This window comes from Paenibacillus catalpae (assembly GCF_900112695.1).
Taxonomy (GTDB): Bacteria; Bacillota; Bacilli; order Paenibacillales; family Paenibacillaceae; genus Pristimantibacillus; species Pristimantibacillus catalpae.
The window spans coordinates 468,670-490,782 of sequence record NZ_FOMT01000006.1 but is presented as its reverse complement, the minus strand read 5'-3'; the positions used below and the strand labels follow the sequence as shown (position 1 = coordinate 490,782).

Here is a 22,113-nt window from a genome sequence, read left to right as displayed (position 1 = left end):
TGTGTAACAGGCCGCTTCGTATCTTGTTATGCCTTACTTGCCGAATAACGCTTTGATCTTGCCCCAGCCTGCAGCTTTCGCTGTCTGCTGTATAAGAGTAGGCTGATCCGTCAAATCTCTCCCGTCCCAGATCGCCTGTGCGTTGCGCTCAAAATACCGTCTCCAAGCCGGACCAAGCTCAGCCTCCACCCGCTCATAAGCATCCTTCATCCGAAAGCCCCGCCATTCCAGATGATGGGCATCGGAAGCGACAATGTGGATAAGTCCACGCCGGCATAAGGTCCACGAAGCCTTCTCAATCCCTCTGCCGAAGCCGCCAAGCAAGGAATGGGTTGTAACCTGTGCATATGCCCCAAGCTCCACCAGCTCGGCCAAACGGTCAGGATTCTGTACGACTTCTGCATTGCGCTCTGGATGCGCTATAACCGTGCTTACGCCCAACAGCCGCAGCTCGTACACAATCTGCTCCATTGACTTTGGGATTTGGGAGGAGGGCATCTCTATAAGGACATAAGAGGAATCGCCCATCGGCAGCAGCTTTCCGCTCTGCCAGTTGGACAGAAACTCGGAATGAACGCGGATCTCCTGCCCGGTCTGAATCTTCAGCGGAATATCCAGCTCGGTCAATTTGTTGTTTAACTCTGTAGTCAGCTCTCTTACCGTATTCGCATCATTGCTATATTTGCCATCGTAGTGATGTGGCGTTGCTACAATACCGGTTATCCCTTCGGCTGCAGCAGCGCGCGCCAGCTTGATAGAATAATCCCAGTCCGCAGCACCGTCATCAATCCCGGGCAAGATATGCGTGTGGATATCGATCATCGCCTACGCCCCCTTCTCTTGCGCTCATCTATTTAACCTCATTGTGAGAGATTGTTATATTGAAGTCAATGAGACACAAGTCGGCTTTATGATGAAAATATGAAAAAGCCGTTCAAATCTCTTTAGGCGAGATCTGAACGGCTTTGGTTTTAACGCTCTGTTACGTTGATGCGGTTCGTTGCACGCTGCAGAGCAAGCTCTGCACGCTTGAAATCGATCTCGCTCTGCTTCGCTGCCAGGCGCTCTTCAGCACGCTGTTTCGCAGCTTGCGCACGGTTCACATCGATTTCGGAAGCCATCTCCGCGCTTTCAGCAAGGATAACCACTTTGTCCTTACGGACTTCAATGAATCCTCCGCCTACAGCAAGAACATCAACTTTACCGTCACGCTTAATGGTTACCGGTGCAATACGCAGCGGTGTGACCAGCGGAATGTGGTTCGGCAAAATACCAAGTTCGCCTTCGACCCCTTTTACGCTGACCATATTCGCCGTCTCCGCATAAACCTTGCGCTCCGGAGTTACGATTTCAACCAGAAAAGTACTCATGTGGATTCCTCCCGCCTTTCGCTATTACAGCGTTTTGGCTTTCTCCACGGCCTCTTCAATCACACCTACATATCGGAAAGCTTCTTCCGGAAGGTCGTCATGTTTGCCCTCGAGAATTTCTTTGAAGCTGCGAACGGATTCTTTAACAGGTACGTATTTACCTTTGATACCTGTGAACGGTTCAGCAACGTGGAACGGTTGGGACAGGAACAATTGAATGCGGCGCGCACGCGATACAGTCAGCTTGTCTTCCTCTGTCAACTCGTCCATACCAAGGATTGCGATGATATCTTGAAGCTCTTTATAGCGCTGCAGAATTTTCTTAACGCCTTGAGCTACGTTGTAATGCTCTTCACCCAGAATTTCCGGGTTCAGGATACGGGACGACGAAGCAAGTGGATCTACGGCTGGGAAGATACCCATCTCGGAGATTTTACGCTCCAAGTTTGTCGTAGCGTCCAAGTGAGCAAACGTCGTTGCAGGAGCCGGGTCAGTGTAGTCATCGGCAGGTACATAGATCGCTTGGATCGAAGTTACCGAACCTTTTTTCGTCGACGTGATACGCTCTTGCAATTGACCCATTTCAGTTGCCAGCGTTGGCTGGTAACCTACCGCGGATGGCATACGGCCAAGAAGGGCCGAAACCTCGGAACCTGCTTGCGTGAAGCGGAAGATGTTGTCGACGAACAGAAGTACGTCTTTGCCTTCCGAATCACGGAAATATTCAGCCATGGTCAGACCCGTCAAAGCAACACGTTGACGTGCGCCTGGAGGCTCGTTCATTTGTCCGAATACCATTGCCGTTTTGCTCAGTACGCCGGAATCTTTCATCTCGTGGTAAAGGTCATTACCTTCACGAGTACGCTCGCCTACGCCAGCGAATACCGAGATACCGCCATGCTCTTGAGCGATGTTGTTGATCAGCTCTTGAATCGTTACCGTTTTACCTACACCCGCGCCGCCAAACAGACCGATTTTACCGCCTTTTGCGTAAGGAGCGAGCAAGTCGATAACTTTGATGCCTGTTTCGAGAATTTCCGATTGCGTGGACAATTCATCAAATGCAGGAGCTTGACGGTGAATCGGAAGGTTAATTTCCGATACTGCTTCACCAGCTTGGTCGATTGGTTCGCCCAATACGTTAAATACACGGCCGAGTGTTGGTGCACCAACCGGAATTGTGATTGGAGCTCCTGTGTCTACAGCTTCCATGCCGCGGACCAGACCGTCAGTTGTGCTCATCGCAACAGCACGAACCAGGTTATCACCCAGATGAACTGCTACTTCAAGCGTCAGATTAATATCGATGCCGCCCGCTGGTGCCTGTTGAACGATTTTGACGGCGTTCAAGATTTCCGGCAGGTTACCGCGTTCGAACTCCAAGTCGACGACCGGACCCATGACGGATACAACGCGTCCTTTTTTCATGGTTTTCCCTCCTGGTTCTTTCTAATACTTCTATATTCCTTATGCCTGTGCGTTTGCACCTGCAACGATCTCCGAGATCTCTTGCGTGATCGCCGCTTGACGTGCCCGGTTGTAGGTCAGGGTCAATTGGTTGATCATTTTGTTAGCATTTTTCGTCGCGCTGCCCATGGCAGTCATACGAGCGCCTTGCTCACTTGCTTTACCGTCAAGCACCGCACTGTAAATAAGCGTCTCCGCATATTTAGGCAGCAGTACTTCCAGAACACCTTCCGGGGACGGCTCGTACTCATACGAGGTTACCGGACCTTTGCCGCCTACTTCCTGCAACGGAAGCAAACGTAGTTCTGTTGGAATTTGAGTGATCGCGTTTACGAACTGGTTGTAGCAGATGTACAACTCGTCATATGCGCCTTCGGAGAACATTTTGACCGCATTGTAAGCGATCGACTTGATGTCCGCGAAGGTAGGCGAATCGGACAAACCGATTACTTCCTCGACGATCGGCATATTGCGGCGGCGGAAATAATCCCGGCCTTTCCGTCCAATGACGAACAATACGTAATCATCACTTGATTTATGCTTCTCGCGAATCGTTTGCGTCACTTTACGAAGCACGTTGGCGTTGTAGCCCCCTGCCAGACCACGATCGGATGTGATCACGAGATAACCCGTTTTCTTCACCGGACGCGTCTCTAACATCGGGTGCTTCACGTCTTTCGTACCTGCCGCGATGCTCGCTACAACTTCCTTCAGCTTATCCGAGTAAGGACGGGCTTTCGTCGAAGCTTCTTGTGCTCTTCTGAGCTTGGAAGCCGCAACCATCTCCATCGCTTTCGTGATTTGCTTCATGTTTTGTTTACTTTTGATTTCGCGCTTAATATCGCGCATGCCTTTAGCCATTGCATTGTCACCCGCCTTTGATGCTCTGTTGTCCGGTGGTATTGGACCGCTACCAGGCTTATTGTTACAGGAATCACCTCGCGGTGAGGATACAGATCCAAAGCGGAACGTAAACTCTGCGGCTTACGCAGTTCCTTTCACAAACGCCAAGCGCTCGATTCCAACAGCCATAGGACGAACAAAGCCTGGTGTTGGTAGGAGTAAGCGTCTCACGCCCGTTCTATAGGACGGGCGTTGGACATTTATTCATTAGGACGATTAAGCCGTTACAGAAAAGCTTTTCTTGAACTTCGTAATCGCGTCAACAAGCGCCTTCTCGTTGTCTGCAACGAGGTCTTTTGTTGTGCGAATGGACTCGCCGATTTCCGGATGGTTGGAATCCAGGAATGCCAGGAATTCTCTCTCGAAGCGCAGAATGTCCGCAACTGGAATTTCATCCAGATGACCTTTAACCGCAGAGTAGATCGAGATAACTTGCTTCTCAACCGGCATCGGCTGGTTAACGCCTTGCTTCAGAATTTCCATCGTACGAGCACCACGGTTCAGACGGGCAAGCGTCGATTTATCAAGATCGGAGCCGAACTGCGAGAATGCTTGAAGCTCACGATAAGCCGCAAGGTCGAGACGCAGAGTACCGGCAACCTTTTTCATTGCTTTAATTTGAGCGGCACCACCTACACGGGATACCGAGATACCTACGTTTACTGCCGGACGTTGGCCGGAGTAGAAGAGGTCTGCTTCGAGGAAGATCTGGCCGTCAGTGATCGAGATTACGTTCGTAGGAATGTAAGCCGATACGTCGGATGCTTGAGTCTCGATGAACGGAAGAGCCGTCAGCGAGCCGCCGCCGAGTGCGTCACTAAGTTTAGCGGCGCGTTCCAGCAAACGGGAATGCAAGTAGAATACGTCGCCTGGGTATGCTTCCCGACCCGGTGGGCGGCGGAGCAACAGGGACAATTCGCGGTATGCAGCCGCTTGTTTCGACAAGTCGTCATAAATAACGAGAACGTGCTCGCCTTTGTACATGAAGTACTCGCCCATCGAGCAACCCGCATAAGGAGCCAGGAAGAGCAATGGAGCTGGTTCGGATGCGCCTGCTGTTACGACGATCGTGTATTCAAGAGCACCGTGTTTGCGAAGGGTTTCAACAACGCCTGCAACAGTGGATTGCTTTTGACCAACGGCAACATAGATACATTTAACGCCGTTGCCTTTTTGGTTGATGATTGCATCGATTGCAATCGCAGTTTTACCGGTTTGGCGGTCACCGATAATGAGCTCACGTTGACCACGGCCAACTGGTACCATCGCGTCGATCGCTTTGATGCCCGTTTGCATTGGCTCATGAACGGATTTACGGTCGATTACGCCTGGAGCAGGCGACTCGATCGCGCGGAAATGAGTCGTGTTGATTGGTCCTTTGCCGTCAAGCGGCTGACCAAGCGGGTTTACTACGCGGCCCAAAAGTTCTTCGCCGACTGGAACTTCCATGATGCGTCCAGTACGCTTAACTTGGTCGCCTTCTTTAATGTCCGTGTATGGTCCGAGGATAACGACACCAACGTTGCTTTCCTCAAGGTTCAATGCCATGCCGACAACACCGTTAGCGAATTCGAGCAACTCGCCTTGCATCGCATTCTCCAAACCGTGTACGCGGGCGATACCGTCACCGACATTGATTACAGTGCCGACGTCTACGACTTGAATTTCGGATTTATAGTTTTCGATCTGCTGTTTAATCAGCGTGCTGATTTCATCAGGTCTGATACTCAATTCGTTCACCCCTATCTACTGCATTAGATTTTAAACGATTTTTGTAAACGATCCAGTTTGCCGGACAAGCTTCCGTCGTACAGACGGTCGCCGATGCGCACTTGTACGCCGCCGAGCAAAGCAGGCTCTACGATTTGCTGTGCAATAATTTTTTTGCCGGTCAATTGGCTGAACTGAGCAACAACCTCTTCGAGTTCAGCAGCAGACAATTGAGTCGCGGCATATACAGTTGCGTGTGCTTGGCCAAGAACCTCGCCCGCAATTTTTTTGAAGGAATCATATACTTCCGCAATAACATCCTGACGGCCGCGAACCACAATCAACTCAAGGGTATTCATCACAAGGGAAGAAATACGGTCACCGAACGCCGATTTAAGAACCTCAATCTTGTTCGCAGGATCAATGCTTGGTAAAGAAAGAAACTTAACGGCTTCTGCGTTTTGCTCGAGCGTCTCAACGATCAGCTTAAGCTGGCCTTCAACCTCGGCGATAATGCCGTCTTGTTGCGCGAGCTCGAACAATGCTTTAGCGTAGCGCTTCGCTACGACTGCGTCGCGGCTCATTTGCTTCCTACTTCTTTCAGGTATTGATTAACCAACTGCTCCTGAGATTGCTCATCGATTTGCTTCTCGATGATTTTCGACGCGATTTTAACGGAGATTCCGCCCACTTCGGTACGAAGCGCGGCGATCGCTTTGTTCTTCTCGCTCTCGATATCTTTCAAAGCATCGTCCTTCAGGCGAGTCGCTTCCGCTTTTGCCGTTTGAACAATGTCATCAGCTGTTTTCGTGCTCGTCGTTCTCGCTTGTTCAATAATGCTGTAAGCCTCTTTGCGCGCTTGATCAAGCGCTGCTTTTTGCTCAGCCATTTGCGCTTCAGCCTGTTTGCGGCTCGATTCCGCCGTATTCATCTGCTCAAGCACCAATTGTCTGCGCTGCTCCATAATGCTGAACAATGGTCCAAACGCATATTTGTTCAACAGGAAGTACAAAATTCCGAATGCTACCATCGCGATTACTGTGGATTCCCACTGCCAAGCCATTGCTGCCACTCCTTCCTCAACACAGAATTGTCTAAATCATAACGAAGGCGAAGAGGGCTAGGCCTTCCCCGCCAGTTGCGAATGTTCAATTAAGCGCTGAAGAACGCCAGGAAGCCGATAACTACGCCGATGATAGGCACAACTTCGACGATACCTACGCCGATAAACATTGTTGTTTGAAGTTTGCCTTGCAGTTCTGGTTGACGAGCGATGCCCTCAACTGTTTTGCTTACGATCATACCGTTACCCACGCCTGCGCCAACCGCGCCCAAACCTACTGCCAATGCTGCTGCCAAGATTTCCATTTGTAAATCCTCCTCGTAAATTGTGGTTTTTTTTGTATAACTTAACCCACGCATTAGAGCGCGGGGGTCAAACGTAAATCATAATTAATGATGCTCTTCGTCGTGAATCGCTGCTTGCGAGATGTAAACCATCGTAAGCATTGTGAACAGGAACGCTTGGATTGCGCCAACGAAAATACTGAAGCCTTGCCAAGCAACCAGGAACGGCGTACCGATCCAGCCCAGCATCAGGATCGTGCTGATCAGCACTTCCCCTGCGTAGATGTTTGCGAACAACCGCAGTGCCAATGTTACCGGTTTCGAAACTGTCTCGATCAAGTTAATCGGGAAGAAGACCGGATACGGCTGGAAGTAGTGCTTGAGATAATGCTTGCGGTTCAGTCGAAGTCCAAGGATATGGACGATGAAGAACACAATAATCGCAAGCCCCGCTGTTACCGAGATATCGGCAGTCGGCGATTTCCACCAAGCTAGAGCTACGTGCTCTTCTCCGTGCAGCATTTCTTCTGTAATCCCCAAGCTTGGAATAGCGTGATGCGGTTCGGTTACGATACCGAACGGCAAGCCCAGCAAGTTGGAAATGAAGATGAACATAATCAGTGACATACCGAGCGATATAAACGGTTTCACACGATTAAGCGGCATGGCGCTCGCGATCAGATTATGAACAAATTCAATGACCCACTCCAGGAAGTTCTGAAGCTTGGACGGGTTGTCCACCGAAAGGTTTCGAACAGCCAGTCTGGCCAACACGAAAGTGATGATTCCTGACACCAATATCGCGATTAACATGGACAAGTCAATGTTAAATGGTCCAACCTGCAGTATCGGAAATTCATGCATGTAAAATTCTCACCCCTTTCCGCTATGATTGTCTTTTATTGTAAATATATGCTGCTACCAAAAGAATAAACGGCATTACCATACAACCAGCCAAGGCGGCAGGCATGCTGAATTTCTCCGGAAAGCGATAGGCGAGCATGGCAACCAGCAATACCGTAGCAATGCGGCTTCCAAGTCCAAGTCCCATCCGGCGGGCGCCACCCCCTGCAGCACCGAGCGCAACGAGCTCCACTCTGCGCTTTAATAAAAACGCATTCATGTAACTTGCTAGCAATCCCAGAAGCAGACCGAGAGTAATCGTACGCCATTCCGGTACGATAGCCCAAACAAACAGACTAGCTGCGGTTACCAAGAGAAGCGTCCGTACTGCCGTTGTCATTATTTTATCCATCGGCTTCCTCCATAACCTTCTTCACAAGCAGAATGGCTGAGAGTAAACCGACAGCCAGACCGACCAGTATGCCTCCGATGGTCCATCCCTTCTCTTCACCGAAACGGTGTCCGAGGGAAGAGCCGATCCAATAGCCTAAAAAGATACATACAGCGACTTGAAGTCCGAGTGCGCCTACCAAGCCTGCAGCGAACATCGGATTGTCCCTTCTGCTCTTTTTATTCATCATCATACCCCTGTCAATCCTCACTTATTTTATCGAAGCGGCGCAAGGTTTGTCAATTGATTAAACTGCGAACAATTTGTTCAAAAATCGCCAAAAGCCTTGGAAAATCAGGCCTTCAGAGCGAGCAAAACCGTACAGTACCACTGTATGCTGTATATTGCTTAGCTAGCAGCGGTACTCTTCTGAAACTATGAACGTTGTGTGAACGGCTCTGGGCGCTCGTTTGTTCTTCCAAAATGATGCAAAATCGCCTGCACGATCCGCATGGAAGCCTGTCCGTCGCCATAAGGATTGGCAGATTTGCTCATTCTTTCGTACAAGGCAGCATCATTCAGAAGGGCGCGTGCGCGGCTGTATACTTTCTCTTCGTCGGTACCAACCAGTTCAAGCGTTCCTGCTTCAATGCCTTCCGGACGTTCTGTTGTATCACGCAGGACAAGCGTAGGCACGCCAAAGGAAGGCGCTTCTTCCTGCAAGCCGCCGGAATCGGTCAAAATCATATACGCATGCGGGTAGAAATTATGGAACTCAAATACATCAAGCGGCTCGATTAATTGAATGCGCGGATGATTGCCAAGAATTTCATTAGCCGGTTCTCTTACTGCCGGGTTCGGATGCACCGCATAGACAATTGCTACATCTTCATGCTCATCGGCAATCCGTTTGACCGCGCGGAAAATGTTGCGGTGCGGCTCGCCCAGCGCTTCACGACGGTGTGCCGTCATCAGAATCATACGTTTGCCTTTCGCCCACTCAATAACAGGATGGGAGAACGACGGATCAACCGTATATTGGAAGACGTCCGTAGCGGTATTGCCCGTTACATAGATGGAAGCTTCCGATTTGTTCTCCTTGCGGAGATTGCCGGCCGACCATTCGGTTGGCGCAAAATGCACATCCGACAGGACGCCTGCCAGCTGGCGATTCATCTCTTCCGGATATGGCGACAGCTTGTTCCACGTACGAAGACCGGCTTCGACATGGCCTACTTGAATCTGCTTCAGGAAGGACGCGTAGCTGGCCAGGAAGGTCGTCTGCGTATCGCCATGCACAAGCACGATATCCGGCTTAGCTTCCGCCAGCACCGGGTCCAGGCCTTCCAGAACGCGTACTGTCGTCTCGGTCAGCGTCTGGCGGTCTTTCATCACATTCAGGTCATAATTCGGCTGGATTTCAAAGAAATCAAGCACCTGATCGAGCATTTGGCGGTGCTGCGCCGTTACGCATACGATCGATTCGATCTGATCGGCATGCTTGTTCAATTCCAGCACGAGCGGAGCCATCTTTACAGCTTCCGGACGTGTACCAAAAATCGTCATTACTTTCAGTTTGGACAAAACATTTCACTCCTAAAATGAATGGTTACCTAATGAGCTCGAATAGAGCAAGTTGTGACATTCATACTTCGTAAGCATACGCCTAAAATGAATGGTTACCTAATGAGCTCAAATAGAGCGAGTTGTGACATTCATACTTCGTAAGCATACGCAAATGAATGGTTACCTAATGAGCTCGAATAGAGCGAGTTGTGACATTCATACTTCGTAAGCATACGCCTAAAATGAATGGTTACCTAATGAGCTCGGATAGTGCGAGTTGTGACATTCATACTTCGTAAGCATACGACTAAAATGAATGGTTACCTAATGAGCTCGGATAGTGCGAGTTGTGACATTCATACTTCGTAAGCATACGACTATATTTGCACGCTTTAGTTAGTTCGTTCCGAACAGACGGTCGCCGGCATCGCCGAGACCCGGCACGATATAGCCCTTCTCGTTCAAGGCATCGTCCAGTGCTGCGAGGTAAATATCAATCTCCGGATGTGCATCCTGCACCGCTTTAACCCCTTCCGGAGCGGCAATAAGGCACATCAGCCTGATCTGGTCGCAGCCGCGTTTCTTCAACGAGTTGATTGCCGCGATCGCCGAGCCGCCTGTTGCCAGCATCGGATCGATGACAATCAGTTGGCGGTTAGCCGCATCTGTTGGCAGATTAATGTAGTATTCGGTCGGCTGGAGTGTTTCGTGGTCGCGGACAAGTCCGATATGACCGACTTTAGCAGCCGGAATCAGCTTCAGCATTCCTTCCACCATACCAAGTCCCGCCCGCAGAATCGGAATCAGCCCGAGCATGCGTCCGGACACTACCTTCGATTCTGTGGTTGCGACAGGCGTCTCCACCGTAATGGTATCAAGAGGAACGTCTCTTGTAATTTCGTAAGCCATCAGAGTGGCTACCTCGTCAACCAGTTCACGAAAGTCCTTCGTATTGGTCTCTTTGTTTCTAATAAAGGTCAGCTTATGCTGAATCAATGGATGGTCGCATATAACCACTTTGCTCATGGAGCGTAATTCCTCCTGTGTGAATAAGTTATTCCTATAGTCTTGGACACAATCCCGTTTATTATATCATTCTGCCCCCTCTGATGCATCCTGAGTTTTATGGCTATATAAAGGCGGATTTCCATAAAAAAAGGACGAAACAGATGTAATCTCTGCTTCGTCCTCCCTTATTATACCGATGCGTAGTGACAGGAGGCATAATGCCCCTTTCTCACCTCTACCAGCTTAGGTTCTACCGTCTTGCATTTATCCGTTGCCATCGGGCAGCGGGTATGGAATTGACAGCCTGAAGGCGGATTAATCGGGCTCGGCAAATCGCCGGCCAATACGATACGCTCGCGCGTTGCTTCAATCTCCGGATCGGGAATCGGGTTCGCGGACAACAGAGCGCGCGTATACGGATGCGCAGGACTGCCGTACAGCTCGCTGCTTTCCGCAAGCTCAACGATTTTGCCCAGATACATAACGGCAACACGGTCACTGATATGCTTGACCATCGACAAGTCATGGGCGATGAACAGGTAAGTCAGCCCCATTTTGCGCTGCAAATCCTGCATCAGGTTTACGACCTGTGCCTGAATCGATACGTCGAGCGCCGAGATCGGCTCATCGGCAATAATAAACTTCGGATCAACCGCCAAAGCGCGGGCAATACCGATACGCTGACGCTGGCCGCCCGAGAACTCATGCGGATAACGGGTAGCATGGTCAGGATTCAGGCCAACCAGATCAAGAAGATCCTCAACCCTGCGTTTACGCTCTGCACGGCTGCCTACCAGGCCATGAATATCAAGCGCCTCACCGATGACATCCGTGATCGTCATCCGCGGGTTAAGCGATGCATATGGATCCTGGAAGATCATCTGCATATCGCGGCGCATCTGCTTGAGCTTAGCGCCCTTCAGCTTGTAGATATCTTCCCCGTTAAACGTGACATTACCGCTCGTAGGCTCGTACAGACGCAAAATCGTACGACCAGCCGTCGATTTGCCGCAGCCGGATTCGCCAACGACGCCAACGGTCTCGCCTCTGGCGATAGAGAAGTCGATCTCGTTGACCGCCTTCAGAACATTGCCTCCGCCCAGGTTGAAGAACTTGCGCAGATTATTAACCTTAACTAACGGCTCGCTCATACGGATACCTCCTTTTTCGCGGGTTTCGCGTAAGGATGTGCCATCCAGCAGGCCGAAGTATGCGACTCATTGCCGTCTACCGGCAGGAGCGCAGGATCATTGTCAACGCAGACGCGCATCGCTTCATCACAACGCGCGCAGAAGCTGCAGCCAGCCGGAGGCTTGATCAGATCCGGCGGCGTGCCGAAGATCGGAATCAGCGGCTCGTCTTTTTTCTGGTCAAGACGAGGCACGGAACGAAGCAGACCTTTTGTATACGGATGCTTCGGATTTTTGAAAATTTCCCATTTCGTGCCGCTCTCTACAACCTTGCCTGCATACATAACGATAACGCGGTCGCACATATCCGCTACAACGCCAAGGTCATGCGTAATCAGGATAATCGACGTACCCATACGCTCTTGCAGATCCTTCATGACACGCAGAATTTGCGCCTGAATCGTTACGTCGAGCGCCGTAGTCGGCTCATCGGCAATAAGAAGCGAAGGATTACAAGCCAGAGCAATCGCGATCATCGCACGTTGACGCATACCGCCGGAGAACTCATGCGGATATTGGTTAAAGCGCGCTGCAGGGTTTGGAATACCTACGAGGCTCAACATCTCTATTGCACGGGCACGAGCTGCGGAAGCACTCATGTTCTGATGCTTGACGAGGCCTTCCGTAATTTGACGGCCAATCGTAAGCGTCGGGTTAAGCGAGGTCATCGGATCCTGGAAGATCATGCCCATCTCTTTACCGCGGATGTTCTCCATCTCTTTTGGCGTCTTGGACAAGATCTCTTGCCCTTTGAACATGATCGAGCCGCTGGTCATCGCCGGCGGGCTTGGAATGAGGCGCATCAGCGTTTGTGCTGTTACGGATTTACCGCAGCCGGACTCACCAACGATTGCCACGGCTTCGCCTTTATTTATATGAAAGTTGACGCCGCGTACCGCTTGTACAGTACCGCCGCGAACTTTGAAATTAACACGAAGATCATTCACTTCGAGCAAACGTTCCATTGTTGCACCTCCTACTTTTTCATTTTCGGATCAAGTGCGTCGCGCAGGCCATCACCGAAAATATTAAAGCAAAGCATGGTCAAGCTAAGCAGCGTTGCCGGGTACAGCATACGCCATGGATATACAGTCATCGCCTTAATAGCGTCATTAATCAAAGTACCAAGAGATGCGGCCGGCGATTGAACGCCAAGACCAAGGAAGCTCAGGAAAGCTTCCGCGAAGATCGCATTTGGCACCGTCATCGTAATCGTAACGATAATCGGGCCCATAGCATTCGGAATAAGATGCTTGAACATAATGCGAACCGGGTTTGCGCCCAGAGCGCGAGCAGCAAGAACATACTCCTGATTCTTGAGCTGCATGATTTGACCGCGAACGATCCAGGCCATGTTAATCCAGCCTGTAATACTCAAAGCTACGATAATGGTAAACATGCTTGGTTCCATAACGACAATGAGCAGGATAACGACAAGAAGGCTCGGAATGGAATATAAAATTTCGCAGAAACGGTTCAGAACTTCATCGACTTTGCCGCCGAAGTAACCCATAATTCCGCCCATAATAACGCCAACGATCAAGTCGACAATTGCTGCATATATACCAACCTGAAGCGATATGCCTGCCCCCATCCATGTCCTTGTGAACATGTCGCGGCCCAAGCCGTCCGTACCGAACCAGTGATCGGCAGAAGGAGCCATGTTGGTTGCTTTCAGGTCATTGGTTGAAAAATCATTGCCGGTAAAATAGTGAGCGATAGGCCGGCCTAGGATCGCCATCAGGACGATAAGGGCTAATATCCAGAGACTGATCATCGCCATGCGATTGGTTTTGAGGCGGAACCAGGCATCCTTCCAAGCAGAGATACTTTCACGGACAACCGTCTCGCCCTGCTTCTCGTCGTGGTTCAGCTTTACAAAATCATTAGGCTCCAGTGTATGTTCCTTCATTTATTAGCCCCCCTTCCTGCTTAATTTAATACGCGGATCTACAAAGCCGTAAGCGATATCCGTCATGAAACGCGCCAGCATCAGGATAACCGCATAGAACAGCGTGAGACCCATAATAAGCGTGTAATCACGGTTCGTAATGCTGTTAACGAAGAATTTGCCAAGTCCGCCGATACCGAAAATCTGCTCGATAACAACAGAACCGGTAATGATATTTGCCGTCATCGGCCCAATATACGTGACAACTGGCAGAATAGCGTTCCGCAAGGCGTGACGTACAAGGATAACACGGCCGGACAACCCCTTGGCGCGCGCGGTTTTCATGTAATCGGCACTCAGAACCTCAAGCATGCTGGAGCGTACAAGACGTGCAATAAATGCGGCAGGCAGGAAAGACAACGCCAGGACCGGCATAATAAAGTCAGTTGGGTCATTTAATCCGGCTACGTCGAACCAGCGCAATTTGACGCCAAATACATACTGCAAGCCCGTAGCGACAACGAAGTTCGGTATCGATACACCAAGTACTGCGAGCAAAATCGTAAAGCCGTCAAGAAACTTGCGGTGGTTAAGCGCAGCAATCAAACCGAACAGCACCCCTGCTGCGACCGCCAGAATAATGGCGAAAATCCCGATTTGAAGCGAGTAAACAAAACCTGTCTTAATAATATCAACTACAGTAACGTACTGTTGTTTCATGGACATGCCGAGGTTAAAGTGAACCAGGTTGTTCAAATAATGCAAATATTGAACGCCCAGCGGATCGTTTAATCCATACTCTTCATTCAAACGCTCTTGAATGGCAGCAGGAATGTTCTTCTCACTTTGGAACGGGTTGCCTGGAATAGCCTTCATCAGAAAAAAAGTGGCCGAAGCCAGCACGAAGATCGAAACGAGCATGAACAACAGCTTTTGAAGCACATAGCGAACCAAACGTCATGGCACCTCCTAAAAAGAATTATCATACAAATTGCCATTGCCATGGCTATTTGTGATGATTCTTACATCGTAAGCATGGACTTTAAAAGAATGAATCACACAAACTGCCATTGCCATGGTTATTTGTGATGATTCTTGCATCGTAAGCATGGACCTAAAATGAATGATCACCCAAACAGCCATGCTTAGAGCCATTGTGATGATTCATTACTGCGAAAGCTTAAGCTTTCAAAAGTTAAAAACTTTAAACTTACGAAAGTAAAAAAGTGAAAGGGGATATATGCAGACATCAATGGCCGCATATATCCCTCAATCCGTGACGAGCTAATTATTCCGCTTCGTAGTAGCCGCGATTATAATCGATGTCGCCTTTGTAGTCGATAAAGATGCCTTTGAAACCAGGCTTAATCATATATACCGTGCTGTAGTAGTAGATCGGCATAATCGCACGCGTACCGATTACCAGCTCTTCCGCTTTGGACATAGCAGCCATACGTTTTGCTTGGTCGTCTGTGCTGTATGCTTCTTTGATCAGAGCGTCATACTCAGGGTTTGCAAAGCCTGTATTGTTGTTGCCGGATTTGGACGAGAACAGGTCAATGAACGTCATTGGATCATCATAGTCAGCGCCCCAGCCGCCGCGTGCCACATCATAGTTCAGGTGGTTACGGTTGTCGAGGAAGACGCCCCATTCTTGCTTGCTAACTTCGGTTTTGATGCCGAGGTTTTTGCTCCACATTTCGGCAATTGCTTCAGCAACCGCTTGGTGCAGTTCGTTCGTGTTGTAAGTCAGCTTAACAGTAGGCATTGCAGTCAGACCTTCTTCTTTCAAACCATCAGCAAGCAATTGCTTAGCTTGTTCGATATCTTCCTTGAAGTAAGTGTCCGGATGCTCGGTACGGAAGTCGTCTTTTTCCCCTTTGATACCTGGAGGAACAACGCCGTAAGCCGGTTTTTGTTCGCCTTTTGTTACGTTGTCTACGATATCTTGACGGCTGATCGCCATCGAAAGCGCTTGACGCACTTTTTCATTGCTGTAAGGTTTTTGCGTTGTATTGAACAGGTAGTAGTAGATCGATGCGCTGCCTTGAATTTTGAACTCGTCCGGATTGTTTTGTTTCAACGTCGGGAATTGTTCGTTAGGAATCAAGCCAGTAGGCATGCCTGCATAATCCAGTTCGCCGGTTTGGTACATGCTCAGCTCTGTGTTCGAATCGTTAACTTCAGAGAAGACAACCTTCGTAAGCTTCACATCGTCTTTTGCATAATAGTTATCGTCCTTAACGATTGTAATGGAGTTGTTCTTTTTCCATTCGCTCATCTTGAACGGTCCGTTTGTAATCATTGTCGAAACGTCAGTTGCCCAAGCTTCGTTTTCTTTAACCGATTGGTGAACCGGGTAGAAAACGGTAAAGGACATCAGACCGAGGAAGTAAGGAGTTGGCGAGTTCAGCTCAACTTGCAGCGTATGCTCGTCAATCGCTTTAACACCTACATCGTCAACCTTTACGCCGTCAGCAGCAGTGTTGTAAGCTTCTGCATTCTTGATGTAGTACAACTGGTAAGCATAAGCAGAAACCGCCGGTTTCAGGTTCGGATCCAGAGCACGCTTCCAAGCGTATTCGAAATCGTTTGCCGTTACTGCATCACCATTGCTCCATTTTGCGTCGTCGCGAATAGTGAAGGTGTACGTCTTGCCGTCATCGGAGATTTTCCATTCTTTCGCTATACCTGGAACAACTTCGCCCTTCTCGTCTTTACGAGTAAGACCTTCATACAAACCATTAACAACAGTTGCAGACACTTGGTCTTGTACTTGAGCCGGGTCAAGAGACGGCGGTTCAGTTGCAAGGTTCATGCGGAATACAGGTGCTTCACTGCTTCCGGACTCTTCCTTAGGTGTACAGCCGACCGCTACGAGAGCTAGTGCTAGCAGTACGGAAACCAATGTAAAGCCATACTTCTTCTTCGACATAAAATATCCTCCCCTGGTTTCTTTCCTCTTGCCTTTATGTTGTAAAAATTTGACATTACATAATTTAAACAATGTGAAAAATAATACGGAACATTGAATAATTATCAATGAACGTTTGTTCATTCACCTTGTTTTACATATGTTCAGGCCAAATTAGTACAAAATTAATGCTAAATTAATATACCGTAAGTAAATATACAATTTTTATAATGATTTGTCACGCCCCAGAAATTACATTTCTAAAATTGTCGATTTTTGACGAGTTGTGTAGAATCGTGAAAGCGCCTTTTATAGCATGCTGCAATCCCTTTCGCTTAATTCACAACGAAAAAAAGAGGCCGCCCCACTGGTCGTATGACCATTGGGACAGCCTCTCTTCTGCAATGCAAGAATTAGTATTTCATGTTAGGGTAAAGCGGATATTGAGCCGTCAAATCGCGAACCATGCCGGTAGCTTTCGCAAGCACCGCTTCGTCTTTCGGATTTTTCAGCGTCATGGCAATAATCTCGCCGATTGTCTTCATTGCTTTCTCATCCATGCCGCGGGAAGTAGCAGCCGGTGTGCCAAGACGAATACCGCTTGTTACAAACGGGCTGGTCGGGTCGAATGGAATGGCGTTTTTGTTCGCTGTGATACCGACCGAGTCAAGGACATGCTCAGCATCTTTGCCCGTAATGTTCAGGCTGCGAGTATCGACCAGCATCAGATGGTTGTCCGTGCCGCCGGACACGATGTTAATGCCTTCAGCGATCAGTGTCTCGGACAATACTTTTGCGTTGTTCACGACTTTTTGTGCATATTCCTTGAAGGATGGTTGAAGCGCTTCGCCAAATGCTACAGCTTTCGCTGCAATAATGTGCATCAGAGGGCCGCCTTGCGAACCAGGGAATACCGCTTTATCAATCGCTGCAGCCCAAGGCTTACGGCAAAGAATCATGCCGCCGCGAGGACCACGAAGCGTTTTGTGAGTTGTTGTTGTAACAAAGTGAGCGTGCGGCACAGGGTTCGGATGCAGACCTGCTGCAACAAGACCTGCGATATGCGCCATATCCACCATGAACAAAGCGCCTACGTCTTGCGCGATTTGGCCAAGCTTCTCGAAATCGATTGTGCGCGGGTATGCGCTGGCGCCGGCAACGATTAGACGCGGACGGTGTTTGAAGGCTGCTTTGCGAACTTCGTCATAGTTGATTGTGAAGGTATCTTCGTCTACGCCATAAGCAACGAAGTTGTACAGGAGACCGGATGCGTTAACCGGGCTGCCGTGCGTCAAGTGGCCGCCGTGCGCCAGGTTCATGCCAAGAACGGTGTCGCCTGGTTTGAGGACAGCAAGGTATACCGCCATGTTTGCTTGTGCACCGGAGTGAGGCTGTACGTTCGCGTGCTCAGCGCCGAAAATTTCTTTCGCGCGTTCACGTGCGATGTCTTCCACAATGTCTACATGCTCGCAGCCGCCGTAGAAGCGTTTGCCAGGGTAGCCTTCTGCATATTTATTCGTCAGTACCGAACCCATTGCTTCAAGAACGGCTTCGCTGACGATGTTCTCGGATGCGATCAGCTCGATGTTGTCGCGTTGGCGCTGCAGCTCAAGGCCCATTGCCTTTAATACTTCAGGATCTTGGTTACGTAAGTTTTCCATTGTGAAAAGCCTCCTAATAAGATTATTCGCATGTTCCTGACGTCTGCTCTGACGCCAGGCCGCTGTCTTCCAAGGTGTACACGGCGCGTGTGCCGCCAATCAGCTTAGGTCTTGTAAAAGCCATCGTCACATGGGCTGCACCAATCGACCGGATAGACGGTCTGACCGGCACGGCAACCCGCCGGAGATGCATGCCGATAAAAGTGTCGCCGATATCAATACCGGCATGGGCTTCCACGGTTTCAACCAGGCAGGCATCGGGCAAATGCCGGTAAGCATATGCAGCCATCGACCCGCCCGCCTTCGGAACGGGAACGGCGGCAACTTCTTCAAGGCCGTACTTTTCCGCTGCTTCGCGGGGAAGCACCAGCGCCCGGTTCAAATGCTCACAGCACTGATAGACCGGATAAAAACCGATCTCCTTCCGTACCGCTTCGACACCCGCGTAGATCTGTGCGGCTGTCTCGACAGTTCCGGATGTGCCAATCCGGTGACCCAATACTTCGCTTGTGCTTGTACCAATGACCAAAAGCTGCCCTGCCTTGAGACCGCCCGCGGAAGCAAGCTCCCGGACAATCGTCTCGACATCTGATGCAATAACTTCGTGATTGCTCATGCTGCACGCTCCTTTGCCAGAACCTTAGAGACCTTAGGGATGTACCGTATACTGCTGCTCGATCTGCGTCACTTTCTGAACACGGCCCACGTGGCGTTCGCCATTCGAGAATGGCGTATCCAACCAGATGCGGACGATCTCTTGCGCAAGACCGGGGCCAATAATACGCTCGCCCAAAGCAAGTACGTTTGTATCGTTATGCTCGCGAGTCGCCTGTGCCGAAAACATATCATGTACAAGCGCGCAGCGGATGCCCGGCACTTTGTTTGCCGCGATTGACATGCCAATACCCGTGCCGCAAATCAGGATGCCGCGGTCAGCTTGGCCGCTTGCCACTTTATCTGCTACAGGCAGTGCATAATCGGGATAGTCCACCGACTGGCTGCAGTCGCAGCCCAAGTCTTCAATCTCATGACCAAGCGATAAAAGAAACGGAACAATTTCATCTTTCAAACGGTAACCCGCATGATCTGCACCAATTGCAATTTTCAACGTAAACCCTCCTGCTATTTTGCTGCAACCATGTAGTCGGCAAAATAAGTATATGTTTGTCGAATCATACGGACTTATTATACCTAAATTCCGTTAAAAAGACGAAAAAAGAGCATGACATGCTGAAGATAGCATGCTGCTCTTTGCCCAGGCGACCGGCCGTATGTTCCGATGCTCCACCGTGGTTACCCACTTCCGTCGCCAGTTACATCGGAAACCGTCTTTGTTACCTTCATGATAGCTTATTCAAACGTGAAAATCAATCGGGGAAATGAATGAATCGAGCCTATTTCCGGCATGGAATTTCATCCCTTTTGAAGGATGCCAAGCAAGGCTTTCAGGCTCTCTTCGATTTCCGAAGCGCAGCTTTCATACATGCTTAGCGTCCCGCCGAACGGATCCGCAATATCAAAGCTTGGAATCCGGCGTTCCAGCTCCAAGAGGCGCGTGCGTTCCGCCGTCGACAGCTGCTGACCCAGTGCCTGCTTCATATGCATCTCGGTGTACAGACGCTCCAGCTCTTCAATATCCGACTGTACAGCCGTATCCTGATTCACGTATTCCTTAAGCGTATAAGCTTTGTCCACCGCTTCAGGGAAATAATGAAGCAGTCCTCGTTTGTGCGAGGCTGTCATGGTCAGAATAAGATCCGCCCAAGCAACGGCTTCCCCGCTTAAAGCGCGTGACGAGCCTTGGTGCTCAACCGATTTGCCGCGCAGCGCAGTAGCTGCATGTCCCGAAATCGGCAAACCGTCGATCGTGGATACTCCTGCAGAGCGGACTTCAAGCGAAATTCCCGTTTGCCTCGCCATCGTCCTCAGCATAGCTTCGGCCATCGGTGAACGGCATGTATTGCCGGTACAAACGAACAAGATGCGTGTCATGCTGCATTCCCCTTTCTGGTAAGGCTGAATATGTCATTATCTTAGAATATAAATAACAGTCCGAAAATGAGCAAGATCGCTCCGCCAAGCGCTTCCCCGTAGCCGCCCAGGTTCTCGCTGACCCGGCGTCCGAGAAGCAGCCCGAGTACGGACATCAAGCCGCCGAAAAAACCAAACAGCAGGACGGTAAGCAAGATATCGGCCTCGAACATGCCAAGCGTCACGCCAACGGAAAAAGAATCGATGCTGACGCTAAACGCAAATAAAAACGTTCCGACCGAGGAACGGTAGTCGATCGATTGAACAGATTCTCCCTTGAGCGAGCTGTATATCATATGCCCGCCAAGCAGAAGAAGCAATACACCTGCCGCCATTGTAGCAACATGTCCCAGCAGACCGCTCACAAAATGGCCGGCATATATACCGCCAAGCGGCATGATTACATGGAATACCGCGATGATTGTGCTTAATCGCAGCACATCTCGCAGGCGGATTCCCTTCAGTCCAATTCCGATCCCCAACGAAAAAGCATCCATGCCAAGCGCAACTGCCATAATGAGCAGTGTCGCGAATTGTCCGGCATGTAAAGTTGCATCAGTCACGCTATCGCCCCCATGTCCACATCCATTCTTAACCAAGATATGCGGACAAGGGGACAAACATACTACTCTAAATCCGGACGATTTGATGCCCCGCGGCTTTCGCAAGACGATTCATCAGAGCAAGGCCGATTCCTTCTTCGGAGCAGCCCTCCGCCCATATGAGCTGCACGCCCTCGGCGTCAAAACGGCGGAGGGCCGCATACAGTCTGTGTGCGGCCTGCTCCAGATGCAGCTCGCTGCCGTAAGTGAGGACCAGATCGGCATCATAAGCGGTACGTCTTTCATCAAAGACCAGAACGCCCGTCTTCAGACGCGATGCTTTTGTTGCATTTACCTGCTCTTGAATGTATAGGGTTACCTCAGATGGATCATGACCTTGCACAATCGTGAGGTCGCCTTCAGGAGCATAATGCGTATATTTCATTCCTGGTGAACGAGGCGCTTCCGTTATTTCGGACTTGGCTGATGCCGGAGCGTCTATGGTTGCTTCCGGAGCTGCGCTTTGCAGCTGTTCGGCAGTGATGCCGCCCGGCCTTAGAATACGGATCGTATCCGAATCCGGCAGCTCAATGACTGTCGATTCCAGTCCGACACCGGTTGCTCCGCCGTCTACAACGCCGCTGATTTTTCCGTCCAGATCCTCCAGCACATGCTCTGCGAGCGTAGGGCTCGGACGGCCCGAGCGGTTAGCGCTTGGAGCAGCTACCGGACAGCCGGATTGCCGGATGAGGGCAAGCGCGGCAGGATGATCCGGCATTCGGACACCAACGGTGGAAAGCCCTGCCGTAACCAGCGGCGACACTGCTTCTGGACGCACAGGCAGTACAATCGTAAGAGGACCCGGCCACAGCTCTTTCATCAGCCGTCGGGCAAGCTCCGGATAAGGGAGCACAAGCTCACCCAGCTGTCGTTCATCTGCGATATGCACGATAAGCGGATTGTCCGACGGTCTGCCTTTTGCCCGGAAGATGCCTTCAACCGCCTTCGTATTACGGGCATCGGCACCAAGACCGTACACCGTTTCCGTCGGAAACGCGACAAGGTGCCCCTCACTTAGCAGCGCTGCCGCTTCCTCCAATTGTCCGGCCAGCACGGCAGCATCGCCATCCACTGCTGCCCGCCAAACCTTCGTTATTGTCATCTCTATCCTTCAATCCCTGCTATTATAAGTTCATCTGACTGCCCCCATTATAGCATATACGGTCTCAATTGCAGAGCGGCGGCCCCGCTGTGCTGCCATGCAGCCGGGACCGCCGTC

The 22,113-nt window shown here is 50.3% G+C and carries 24 protein-coding genes and 1 riboswitch; all 24 genes read right to left on the bottom strand.

Annotated elements, in window-relative coordinates; genetic code table 11:
• Window positions 1-33: 33 nt before the first annotated feature.
• The gene (locus BM200_RS26815; protein WP_091189926.1) at window positions 34-822 is read right to left on the bottom strand and encodes a tyrosine-protein phosphatase; all 789 of its coding nucleotides are present in this window, start codon (window positions 820-822) and stop codon (window positions 34-36) included.
• A gap of 149 nt (window positions 823-971) precedes the next feature.
• Window positions 972-1,370: a F0F1 ATP synthase subunit epsilon gene (locus tag BM200_RS26810; RefSeq protein ID WP_091189924.1), complete on the bottom strand. Its 399-nt coding sequence runs from the start codon at window positions 1,368-1,370 to the stop codon at window positions 972-974.
• A 24-nt stretch (window positions 1,371-1,394) separates the two neighbouring features.
• Entirely contained in the window at window positions 1,395-2,798 is a 1,404-nt protein-coding gene (gene atpD, locus BM200_RS26805; RefSeq protein WP_091189922.1) for a F0F1 ATP synthase subunit beta, read from the bottom strand.
• 39 nt (window positions 2,799-2,837) lie between these two features.
• Window positions 2,838-3,698, bottom strand: coding sequence for an ATP synthase F1 subunit gamma (atpG, locus tag BM200_RS26800; RefSeq protein WP_091189920.1), 861 nt, complete (start codon window positions 3,696-3,698; stop codon window positions 2,838-2,840).
• Window positions 3,699-3,956: 258 nt separating this feature from the next.
• Window positions 3,957-5,471 (bottom strand): F0F1 ATP synthase subunit alpha, encoded by a 1,515-nt coding sequence (gene atpA / locus BM200_RS26795; RefSeq protein ID WP_091189918.1) that lies wholly within the window; start codon window positions 5,469-5,471, stop codon window positions 3,957-3,959.
• A 23-nt stretch (window positions 5,472-5,494) separates the two neighbouring features.
• The gene (locus BM200_RS26790; RefSeq protein WP_091189917.1) at window positions 5,495-6,034 is read right to left on the bottom strand and encodes a F0F1 ATP synthase subunit delta; all 540 of its coding nucleotides are present in this window, start codon (window positions 6,032-6,034) and stop codon (window positions 5,495-5,497) included.
• A complete protein-coding gene (gene atpF / locus BM200_RS26785; protein ID WP_091189915.1) occupies window positions 6,031-6,513 on the bottom strand; it encodes a F0F1 ATP synthase subunit B in 483 nt (160 codons plus the stop codon). The genes BM200_RS26790 and atpF overlap by 4 nt, the downstream gene beginning before the upstream one ends.
• 89 nt (window positions 6,514-6,602) lie before the next feature.
• Window positions 6,603-6,818 carry a F0F1 ATP synthase subunit C gene (gene atpE / locus BM200_RS26780; protein WP_091189914.1) on the bottom strand — a complete coding sequence of 72 codons (216 nt, stop codon included), beginning with the start codon at window positions 6,816-6,818 and terminating at the stop codon, window positions 6,603-6,605.
• Between the two features lie 84 nt (window positions 6,819-6,902).
• Entirely contained in the window at window positions 6,903-7,661 is a 759-nt protein-coding gene (gene atpB, locus BM200_RS26775) for a F0F1 ATP synthase subunit A (RefSeq protein ID WP_091189912.1), read from the bottom strand.
• Window positions 7,662-7,683: 22 nt separating this feature from the next.
• Window positions 7,684-8,052, bottom strand: a complete 369-nt coding sequence (locus BM200_RS26770) for an ATP synthase subunit I (protein ID WP_091189910.1) — start codon at window positions 8,050-8,052, stop codon at window positions 7,684-7,686.
• Window positions 8,045-8,284, bottom strand: coding sequence for an AtpZ/AtpI family protein (locus tag BM200_RS26765; protein WP_245773163.1), 240 nt, complete (start codon window positions 8,282-8,284; stop codon window positions 8,045-8,047). The genes BM200_RS26770 and BM200_RS26765 overlap by 8 nt, the downstream gene beginning before the upstream one ends.
• 182 nt (window positions 8,285-8,466) lie before the next feature.
• Window positions 8,467-9,615: a non-hydrolyzing UDP-N-acetylglucosamine 2-epimerase gene (gene wecB / locus BM200_RS26760; RefSeq protein ID WP_091189907.1), complete on the bottom strand. Its 1,149-nt coding sequence runs from the start codon at window positions 9,613-9,615 to the stop codon at window positions 8,467-8,469.
• 378 nt (window positions 9,616-9,993) lie between these two features.
• Window positions 9,994-10,623 (bottom strand): uracil phosphoribosyltransferase, encoded by a 630-nt coding sequence (upp, locus tag BM200_RS26755; protein ID WP_091189906.1) that lies wholly within the window; start codon window positions 10,621-10,623, stop codon window positions 9,994-9,996.
• A 170-nt stretch (window positions 10,624-10,793) separates the two neighbouring features.
• On the bottom strand, window positions 10,794-11,756 hold the full coding sequence (locus BM200_RS26750) for an ABC transporter ATP-binding protein (RefSeq protein WP_091189904.1): 963 nt from the start codon (window positions 11,754-11,756) through the stop codon (window positions 10,794-10,796).
• Window positions 11,753-12,760 carry an ABC transporter ATP-binding protein gene (locus BM200_RS26745; protein ID WP_091189903.1) on the bottom strand — a complete coding sequence of 336 codons (1,008 nt, stop codon included), beginning with the start codon at window positions 12,758-12,760 and terminating at the stop codon, window positions 11,753-11,755. The genes BM200_RS26750 and BM200_RS26745 overlap by 4 nt, the downstream gene beginning before the upstream one ends.
• A gap of 11 nt (window positions 12,761-12,771) precedes the next feature.
• Window positions 12,772-13,707 (bottom strand): ABC transporter permease, encoded by a 936-nt coding sequence (locus BM200_RS26740; protein WP_091189901.1) that lies wholly within the window; start codon window positions 13,705-13,707, stop codon window positions 12,772-12,774.
• Between the two features lie 3 nt (window positions 13,708-13,710).
• Window positions 13,711-14,640: an ABC transporter permease gene (locus BM200_RS26735; protein WP_091189899.1), complete on the bottom strand. Its 930-nt coding sequence runs from the start codon at window positions 14,638-14,640 to the stop codon at window positions 13,711-13,713.
• A gap of 334 nt (window positions 14,641-14,974) precedes the next feature.
• Window positions 14,975-16,621 (bottom strand): peptide ABC transporter substrate-binding protein, encoded by a 1,647-nt coding sequence (locus BM200_RS26730; RefSeq protein WP_091189898.1) that lies wholly within the window; start codon window positions 16,619-16,621, stop codon window positions 14,975-14,977.
• Between the two features lie 392 nt (window positions 16,622-17,013).
• Complete coding sequence (locus BM200_RS26725; protein ID WP_091189897.1) at window positions 17,014-18,261, bottom strand: serine hydroxymethyltransferase; 1,248 nt, start codon at window positions 18,259-18,261, stop codon at window positions 17,014-17,016.
• A gap of 22 nt (window positions 18,262-18,283) precedes the next feature.
• On the bottom strand, window positions 18,284-18,877 hold the full coding sequence (locus BM200_RS26720; protein ID WP_091189895.1) for a TIGR01440 family protein: 594 nt from the start codon (window positions 18,875-18,877) through the stop codon (window positions 18,284-18,286).
• A gap of 33 nt (window positions 18,878-18,910) precedes the next feature.
• Window positions 18,911-19,369: a ribose 5-phosphate isomerase B gene (gene rpiB, locus BM200_RS26715; protein ID WP_091189894.1), complete on the bottom strand. Its 459-nt coding sequence runs from the start codon at window positions 19,367-19,369 to the stop codon at window positions 18,911-18,913.
• 138 nt (window positions 19,370-19,507) lie between these two features.
• A riboswitch (ZMP/ZTP riboswitch) is annotated at window positions 19,508-19,588 on the bottom strand.
• Between the two features lie 86 nt (window positions 19,589-19,674).
• On the bottom strand, window positions 19,675-20,253 hold the full coding sequence (locus tag BM200_RS26710) for a low molecular weight protein arginine phosphatase (RefSeq protein ID WP_091189893.1): 579 nt from the start codon (window positions 20,251-20,253) through the stop codon (window positions 19,675-19,677).
• A gap of 41 nt (window positions 20,254-20,294) precedes the next feature.
• Window positions 20,295-20,807 (bottom strand): manganese efflux pump MntP, encoded by a 513-nt coding sequence (locus tag BM200_RS26705; protein WP_425434629.1) that lies wholly within the window; start codon window positions 20,805-20,807, stop codon window positions 20,295-20,297.
• A gap of 115 nt (window positions 20,808-20,922) precedes the next feature.
• Window positions 20,923-21,996, bottom strand: coding sequence for an L-threonylcarbamoyladenylate synthase (locus tag BM200_RS26700; protein WP_091189891.1), 1,074 nt, complete (start codon window positions 21,994-21,996; stop codon window positions 20,923-20,925).
• Between the last annotated feature and the right edge of the window lie 117 nt (window positions 21,997-22,113).

Excerpts from the sequence above, each read along its gene's own strand:
- BM200_RS26815 (WP_091189926.1), bottom strand. The coding sequence starts at position 822 with ATGATCGATATCCACACGCATATCTTGCCCGGGATTGATGACGGTGCT.
- BM200_RS26810 (WP_091189924.1), bottom strand. The coding sequence starts at position 1,370 with ATGAGTACTTTTCTGGTTGAAATCGTAACTCCGGAGCGCAAGGTTTAT.
- atpD (WP_091189922.1), bottom strand. The coding sequence starts at position 2,798 with ATGAAAAAAGGACGCGTTGTATCCGTCATGGGTCCGGTCGTCGACTTG.
- atpG (WP_091189920.1), bottom strand. The coding sequence starts at position 3,698 with ATGGCTAAAGGCATGCGCGATATTAAGCGCGAAATCAAAAGTAAACAA.
- BM200_RS26790 (WP_091189917.1), bottom strand. The coding sequence starts at position 6,034 with ATGAGCCGCGACGCAGTCGTAGCGAAGCGCTACGCTAAAGCATTGTTC.
- atpF (WP_091189915.1), bottom strand. The coding sequence starts at position 6,513 with ATGGCTTGGCAGTGGGAATCCACAGTAATCGCGATGGTAGCATTCGGA.
- atpE (WP_091189914.1), bottom strand. The coding sequence starts at position 6,818 with ATGGAAATCTTGGCAGCAGCATTGGCAGTAGGTTTGGGCGCGGTTGGC.
- atpB (WP_091189912.1), bottom strand. The coding sequence starts at position 7,661 with ATGCATGAATTTCCGATACTGCAGGTTGGACCATTTAACATTGACTTG.
- BM200_RS26770 (WP_091189910.1), bottom strand. The coding sequence starts at position 8,052 with ATGGATAAAATAATGACAACGGCAGTACGGACGCTTCTCTTGGTAACC.
- BM200_RS26765 (WP_245773163.1), bottom strand. The coding sequence starts at position 8,284 with ATGATGATGAATAAAAAGAGCAGAAGGGACAATCCGATGTTCGCTGCA.
- upp (WP_091189906.1), bottom strand. The coding sequence starts at position 10,623 with ATGAGCAAAGTGGTTATATGCGACCATCCATTGATTCAGCATAAGCTG.
- BM200_RS26750 (WP_091189904.1), bottom strand. The coding sequence starts at position 11,756 with ATGAGCGAGCCGTTAGTTAAGGTTAATAATCTGCGCAAGTTCTTCAAC.
- BM200_RS26745 (WP_091189903.1), bottom strand. The coding sequence starts at position 12,760 with ATGGAACGTTTGCTCGAAGTGAATGATCTTCGTGTTAATTTCAAAGTT.
- BM200_RS26740 (WP_091189901.1), bottom strand. The coding sequence starts at position 13,707 with ATGAAGGAACATACACTGGAGCCTAATGATTTTGTAAAGCTGAACCAC.
- BM200_RS26730 (WP_091189898.1), bottom strand. The coding sequence starts at position 16,621 with ATGTCGAAGAAGAAGTATGGCTTTACATTGGTTTCCGTACTGCTAGCA.
- BM200_RS26725 (WP_091189897.1), bottom strand. The coding sequence starts at position 18,261 with ATGGAAAACTTACGTAACCAAGATCCTGAAGTATTAAAGGCAATGGGC.
- BM200_RS26720 (WP_091189895.1), bottom strand. The coding sequence starts at position 18,877 with ATGAGCAATCACGAAGTTATTGCATCAGATGTCGAGACGATTGTCCGG.
- BM200_RS26710 (WP_091189893.1), bottom strand. The coding sequence starts at position 20,253 with ATGACACGCATCTTGTTCGTTTGTACCGGCAATACATGCCGTTCACCG.
- BM200_RS26705 (WP_425434629.1), bottom strand. The coding sequence starts at position 20,807 with ATGGCAGTTGCGCTTGGCATGGATGCTTTTTCGTTGGGGATCGGAATT.
- BM200_RS26700 (WP_091189891.1), bottom strand. The coding sequence starts at position 21,996 with ATGACAATAACGAAGGTTTGGCGGGCAGCAGTGGATGGCGATGCTGCC.